The 6919-nt window shown below is 54.9% G+C and carries 6 protein-coding genes; 4 read left to right on the top strand and 2 right to left on the bottom strand.

Features of this window, described 5'->3' with window-relative positions:
* Together JCM12296_RS31390 and JCM12296_RS31385 are read right to left on the bottom strand one after the other, a co-directional pair.
* A partial coding sequence (locus JCM12296_RS31390) for a tyrosine-type recombinase/integrase (protein ID WP_054701364.1) occupies positions 1 to 1151 on the bottom strand: 1151 nt, incomplete at its 3' end.
* A gap of 373 nt (positions 1152 to 1524) precedes the next feature.
* Positions 1525 to 1836, bottom strand: a complete 312-nt coding sequence (locus JCM12296_RS31385) for an EthD family reductase (protein WP_054701361.1) — start codon at positions 1834 to 1836, stop codon at positions 1525 to 1527.
* 377 nt (positions 1837 to 2213) lie between these two features.
* On the opposite strand from JCM12296_RS31385, the gene JCM12296_RS31375 reads away from it, so the two are divergent.
* From JCM12296_RS31375 to JCM12296_RS31365, 4 genes are all read left to right on the top strand, one after another.
* The gene (locus JCM12296_RS31375) at positions 2214 to 3656 is read left to right on the top strand and encodes a DNA integrity scanning protein DisA nucleotide-binding domain protein (protein ID WP_246805183.1); all 1443 of its coding nucleotides are present in this window, start codon (positions 2214 to 2216) and stop codon (positions 3654 to 3656) included.
* Positions 3657 to 4244: 588 nt separating this feature from the next.
* A complete protein-coding gene (locus JCM12296_RS46425; RefSeq protein WP_246805182.1) occupies positions 4245 to 4949 on the top strand; it encodes a DUF6909 family protein in 705 nt (234 codons plus the stop codon).
* Entirely contained in the window at positions 4865 to 5800 is a 936-nt protein-coding gene (locus JCM12296_RS46420) for a DUF6909 family protein (RefSeq protein WP_422699200.1), read from the top strand. Before JCM12296_RS46425 ends, JCM12296_RS46420 begins: the two co-directional genes overlap by 85 nt.
* Before the next feature lie 56 nt (positions 5801 to 5856).
* Positions 5857 to 6919, top strand: a 1063-nt coding sequence (locus JCM12296_RS31365; RefSeq protein WP_054701343.1) for an AsmA family protein, incomplete at its 3' end; no start/stop codon positions are given.

Here is a 6919-nt window from a genome sequence, read left to right as displayed (position 1 = left end):
GTGGTGATGTCCGCATGGCCCATCAGTTCCTTGACCGTCTGAAGGCTTTCACCACCCATAACGAGCCAGGATGCAAACGTGTGCCGCAAGGTGTGGAAAACGATTTTTTGTCGATGGTCGGTTATTCCGTCGTTCAACCCCAATTCATCCACAGTTCGGTGAAAAACTGGTGATACTCGGATCTGGCTGATACCGCCTTTTGGTTCGTCAATCAGCTTTTTCCGTTTCTTGACTCGGTTCCGGCCACCAGGATAGGCGGGAAAGATGAGTCCCGGCTTTTTATCTGCAAAGGTCCACCATTCATTGAACATCGCCCTGATGGGTTCCGTTATATAAGCATGCCGTGTGCCCCCCTTGCTATCACGGACATGGATTGTGCCGGCTTCGAAATCCAGATCGGACAATTCAAGAGAGGCGACCTCTTTGAATCGAAGTCCCGCATAAAGGCTCAATACACATTGACACCAAAGCTGGATGGATTTGTTTTTGACGGCATCCAGCAGCACAGCGGCCTGATCTTGGGTCAGGAAGGCGACCCGTTGGTTGGATACCTTCGGAAAATCGACTTTTGGAAAGTCGCAGTCATGATGGCCCCATCCTTTGGTCTTCCTGAAAATGGCGCGGGTCAATTGGAGGTATTGGGTGATTGTGCCGGGAGAGAGTTTTTTCTTTTTCAATGACGATTTCAGTTTTTCCAGATGGAAGGGGGAAATATCTTTTATCGGTGTGTCTTTGAAGCGAGGCGCCAAGTGTTTCTCATATCGTATTTTGTCTTGCAGTGCCGATTTTTTATTATCAGCCGACCACTCAAGGAATAACCCGGCCATTTCGCCAAAGGTAACAGCTTCCCTCTTTTCAGATTCGGCCGCTTCATTTTCGGCGTTTTGGGCAGCGGCTGCCATCTCCCGCATTTCTTTGATTGACTGAGGCGAAACGCCTTTTTTGATATTTTGGACGATCTGTCCCCGTATGGTAGCCGCTTCGCCCGCCGTCATACCATCGGATAGCCAGCCCAGCGCCTCAAAACACGGTTTACCCTGCCGCCGGTAATTGATCTCGAAGTATCGATCTTTTTGGCGTTTGAAAGTTCTGGTGGGATGCTCCCGATAGCGGACGCCCGGGTGTGTAGACTTGATCCATTTTGCCGGCACTTTCCCGCCTCCATGTGCCGGGGAAACTTAAAATCGTCCAACTATAGTCCAACTTTTTTACGTTTCCCCGAAGTTCCTTGATTTCCTAAAATTTCATAACAAACTTGTTTTTATAGCTAATAAGAATATAAGGGAATGTCAAGGAAAGTAAAAGAAATGGATTCCTAATCCATGTGCCGCGTGTTCGATTCACGCCGGGGGCACCAATAAAAACAAATCATATCCGTGCCCCCTATTCATCAGATATCATCCCCAAAGGGTATTTCGTCGGGACACACCACATCTTCGACCATTTCGATATCCATAACCGCTGAAGATAGCCCGCCGCGCCGGCACCTCACCTAACAACAGCCTGAAGAGATAGCCGAGTATTCTAAATTTTTACTTCGCTTATTTGAATAACTGGTTGCGTATTGGTGAAATTGGGGATATCGGCCAACAATTCCCCAACATTCGGGCCAAAAGCATTTTGGAATTCCTCTACCGACTCGAAATAAAGGTGGCACATAGCGAGGTAAATGGCTTGTGATCCAGGCTCCGCGCCGCTAAGGCCCTGATCAACGTCAGCCTTTTTCAATGCACGCCCCAATTTCTTCTGAACCAGCGGCACGTGCTTATCGAGATAATAATTCATGTCAAAGCGTTTACCTTCCCCATTCGGATACAACACGCTGACTTTAATCATCCTTCCTCCTCATCATGGATATTTTCCGTATTTTACTCGCTCGCATGCAGCAGGTGGGAATAATTCACGTTCGCAAAGATTTCATTGGGTGTCAAGGATGGTACGCGTTGGCGGCTGTTAAGTATTGGGCAGCTCGCAACAACAAGCCCCACAGGGTGCAGAGGGAGCGTTTTCTCGCGAATCAACACAAAGAGGAAGCATATCAGCGAATCAGCCATAGGACTTTACGGTTCAGGACGATTTTAAAATTTGTCGGGAAGAACTGTCGATCATAAGGAGGGCAGCAGATTGACAAAAGCGCCATGCTTGGGTAGATTGGGAGACGTTTCCATTTTCATGGCCCGCTTCATGCATAAATTATTTTGAGAAAGATGAACGTGACCATCAACGTTTTTATCCGCCATTGCCTGGGCGACACCCTGGACGGCCTGCGTGACGGGCTATCGCACTTCTCCGGGCCCAGCCGGGCCGCTGTCCTTTTCGCCATGACCCAGGATGCGCCCATCTATATTTTCGATCCGCAACACCTTTTGGCCGACCACGAGCCGCGGCTCAAGGAGCTGTTTATCGAAAACAGCGAATGGCGAAGCCGACCGCCGCTTGAGCGGGACAGTTTGAAATTCAGTCATCTCGTTCCGGAAAAAAATCTTCAAATGACCGGGCTGATTTCCTATGGCGGGCGATCCGGCGCGGTCTACTACCAGATGTGGTTCACCGAACATCATCCTGAAATGTGCAGTATCGGCCCCACCGAACGCTGGCTGGAGCATGCGGCCTGGCGCTTTTCCCACGACATGGCCACGGAAAGCAACCTGTATACGGGTATCTCCGGTGGATTTTTACGCGAATACGCCACCCATGCCGTCCGTGATGAAGTGGTGGATCGAATGAATTTTCTGCTGGGCTGGGATACCCGGCTACGCATCTACCCCATTCTGGATGCCATCCTGGAAATTTCCCGCACCCGTGAAGAAGGCGCCTGGCCTCGCGGGGAACTGGTTTTCGTCGAACCCCAGGCCCTTTCCTGCATTCCCTTCCTGGCGCATTTTTCGCCGTCCGAGCAGCCGACCATGGAAAACATCAAGCATGTGCGTAAGCTGCTTGCAGCCGTGGAGCATTCCGGTCTGAAGCTGGTTTCCGACGGGTATTGTGTGGCCGGGATCGCCACGGACCGTCTCCCGGCCTTTACGATCACCGCCGATTTCCGGGGTGGTCACGGTTTTCTGCGGGTAGTCGGCGACACCGTCTGCAGTTTTTCCGATGGTACCTACCAGTCCACCACACGCCGGGCCAACCTGGTCCACCTGGAGGAATCCCTGCTGGAAACCGACCTGGATGCGGAAACCAGCCATGCCATTTTCAAAATCATGGCCACCCTGGTCCATCAGGCCGAAGATCAAAAACATGGTGCCACCCTGGTCCTAGACCTGGAACCGGCAGCCATTGCCATTTCCGGTCAATCCTTCGACCGCCCCCTGGACCTGCGGGAACCGGACATTCTCAACCTGGCAAAGTCCTTGCTGAAAGTCGACGGTGCCTTGCATATCGGCGCCGACTTGAAGCTTCACGCCTTTGCCTGTCTGTTGGACGGACGTACCATCCCCAGCGAAAACCGGGCCCGCGGCGCGCGCTACAATTCGGCCCTGCGCTTCACCGCCGAACATGACAAGGTGATTGTGGTGGTGGTTTCATCGGATCGGCCGGTTTCCGTTATCCAGGCCGGTATCGAAGTCAGTGCGGCCTGCCAATGGAAGCCCGTGTCGCACCATGTTCAGGCGCCGGTCCGGCTGGAATGTTGGGTTGACCGCAAAGGCGACTGAAACCCGGCGTCGCGTTTCAATGTATCCATTTAAAACGTTATCGGCGACACTAATGAACTGATCCAAAAGTTAGAAGAATCCCTCAGCCAGCAGAAGGCCCTCCAGGCGGAGAACGAAATGCTGTGCGGGCTTTCGCCCATCTTCTCGGGGTGCAAAAAAAATCCGCGACGCGTCCGGAACGTGGTGGCAGATCGAAGAGTATGTCGCCATGCCCGCCGAAGCCGATTTCTCCCACACGACCCGCACTTTAATGGGTGCCCCCTGCCGTAAACGGATTTATCCGGATATCGACTGAGACGCCAGTGCCCCTTTCCCGACGCACGGATCAAAATCGGCATCAGCAGGCACATCCTACCCAATCAACAGCGGAATATGCTATAAAAAGAAATTCGGCGTTTCTTATCGGCCGTAATACAGGAGGTGATCCGGTGAGAACGTTCACAAAGGCCCAACAAGCCCGTCATGCCATTCGCGAATTCAAGACGTTGACCGACGCATGGCCATCCGCGGGTTCTATCGCCCCAGCGGTAAAATGGGCAGAGCCTGGAACAGTGCCTGCGCAACCTCAGCCCGGAAATCTATGGCAGCATGAACGATCCCCGGGTGGTCGAGCTCAAAGGGCTTGAATACGTCATCGACCGTCTGCCCGAAGGCATCGAGGAGTGCAACCGCATTATCCTCACCGAAGAGGATCCCTTCAGCAGCGATGACCGCACGCCGATCATTCCCCTCAAGCGCCGCCGCACCTGTTACCGCGTCGGCCCTAATGAGATGTGTTTCGTCATCACCCGGGGGCTCAGCGAAGTCTACGACATTCTCACGCATATGACCTTTTTGGTGGGGGAAGCCAGAAAAATTTATAGCCGGATGACCGACGATTCCGGCCATATCACTATCGAATGGGGTGAGTTGGAAAAGCATATCCGCCAGGAGGCGGAAGCCTCGGAAAGCGATCGGGAGCAGGCCCTGTGGAGCCTGAGCATCATTCTGGGCCGTCCCTTCCGGGAAACCCGCCACACCTACGCCAATCTCGAGGCCAGTCGCAAGGCGTTTCAGAGCAACAACGGACTCTTTCATCTGATCTATCGCCTGGGCCAGCAGATCGATGCCGAGCATCGCCATCGCGAGGAAGCCATCATTATCTACCTGACCCCCTCGTTGCTGCGAATCATCGGCCAGCAGGAGTACGAAAAAAATGGGCCGCCGACATCAAGGCGACGCTCGCGGAACGGAATCTTCATCGCCGTCCGATCCATATCATCAGCGCCAACATGCACAGCGTGGTCAACCTGATCTACGGGTTTCCGGCCCTGACCACCGCCGGCCAGCCATTGAGCGACAATCAATACGATTTTTTCCACAACCTGCGCCATCATCAGGACGCCATCGAACGGTTCGCCATCCAGCACGGTCTTCTCAAGCTGCCGGACCGATCCGGAACGCATATCGACTGCCAGGCCATCGACACCTACCCACTGCGCAAGCTGAACCTGCACCCGGCCTTGGATCTCCACCTGACGGAGGCGGAAGCCGAGGCCCCGGTGATTCTGGTCATCGACTATGCCTTCGGCGCCCAAGCCTTCGAAATCATGGAAAACCTATTGGAACCGACCGGTAATGGCACAGACGCATTCACCTTCGATTTCAGCTCCATCTCCATCATGGGCAAAGCCGGTATTCTTGCCGGTGACAAGGGGGATATCATGCTGGCCACGGCCCATGTGTTTGAAGGCAGTTCGGACAACTACCGGATCAACAACGACCTCCGGCCGTCGGATTTCCCGGACACGGAAAAAGTCTTCCAAGGCCCCATGGTGACCGTTTTGGGCACATCCCTGCAAAACCGGGATATGCTGATCAAGCTTCAATCGGACTGGAAGACCATCGGGCTGGAGATGGAAGGGGGCCATTTTCAGCGAGCCATCAGTGCGGCCATCATCAAAGGCAATGCCCGTGAGGACATGCCGGTTCGCTATGCCTACTACGCCTCGGACAACCCCATCAAGACCGGCAGCACATTGGCCGCCGGCGCCATGGGCAAAGAGGGTGTCAAACCGACCTATTTAATCACCAAGGTGATCCTGGAAAAAATTCTCATGGACCGTCGGGCAACCCCGCCGTCCGTCTGCGAATCAGCCGCCTGAATGAATCAAGCGACCGTCTACCGATCGTTTGATTCATTCCCATAGGATAGGGTCCCATGCGCCGCACCAGAAAACTTTTCATCATCAGCATCGGGTGTGCCGCCATTTTCATGTTCGGGCTGGTCTCCATCGTGCTGGTCGCCCACCTTCTGGCAAACCGCGATGCGGTAAAGACCTTTCTGGTGGACAAGGTCGTCCAGGCAACCGGCGGTCAAGTGGAATATGCCCGGCTGAAACTGGCCGTGTTGCCCGTCCCGCATCTGGAGGTCCGCGACCTCCACATTTCCCGGTCACCCGCCATCGATCTACAGGCCCGCAAACTTTCGTTCTACCCGGCCATTCTGCCAGCCCTGTCAGGCCAGATCCGTATTCATCGATTATCCCTGGCTGCGCCCGATCTGAAAATTGCACCGGAACCTCGCAACGCGAGCGCTTTGCCATCTCCTCCCGACAACGACCGCAAAAACCCTGAACGCGCTGTCCCGCAATTGTTGAAAACCGTCTTCGCTGTATTGGCCGGCATCGATCCGGGGACCACCTTGCGGGTTCATGATGGCCGGGTCACCTATGGGCCGCAAGGATCGGCATCCATCCAGGCCGTCGACATCAACGCGGCCTTCACCAATAGGGATGGCCGGCTGTCCCTTACCATGGGGGGCACATCGAGCCTTGCCGGCCGCTTCGAATGCCACGCACAAGCGGATGCGACCGCCAATCGGGCCAGTGGAGAAATCGACCTGCAATCCCTGGATCTGGGCGCCCTTTTGGCCCAGGTTGACCTCCCCGGCGATATTGGCATCAAGGGGGATCGGGGGGGCCTTCGATTGAATTTCACGGTCGCCGGCCCCACCACGGCCCAGGCCACCTTCAATCTGGATATTCCGGTCCTGGCCGTCACGCGTAAAGGCCGCTCCCTGAAAATGCAAACGGTGGCCGTCAACGGTACCGTCGGGTCTGCCCACGATGAATTGCTCCTCGCCATCGACACCCTGAAAGCCCAAGAACCGGCTCTGAACCTTTCGGCGGAGGCCACGCTGGCAAAATCGAATGACACCGGCCGGCCCTGCTGCGTCTCAGCACCACGGCCCGACAGCTGGATGTCGCCCTGGCCGGGAAGGC

This window comes from Desulfosarcina cetonica JCM 12296 (genome assembly GCF_001311845.1).
Lineage (GTDB): Bacteria > Desulfobacterota > Desulfobacteria > Desulfobacterales > Desulfosarcinaceae > Desulfosarcina > Desulfosarcina cetonica.
This window is presented reverse-complemented; position numbering and strand designations above follow the sequence as displayed.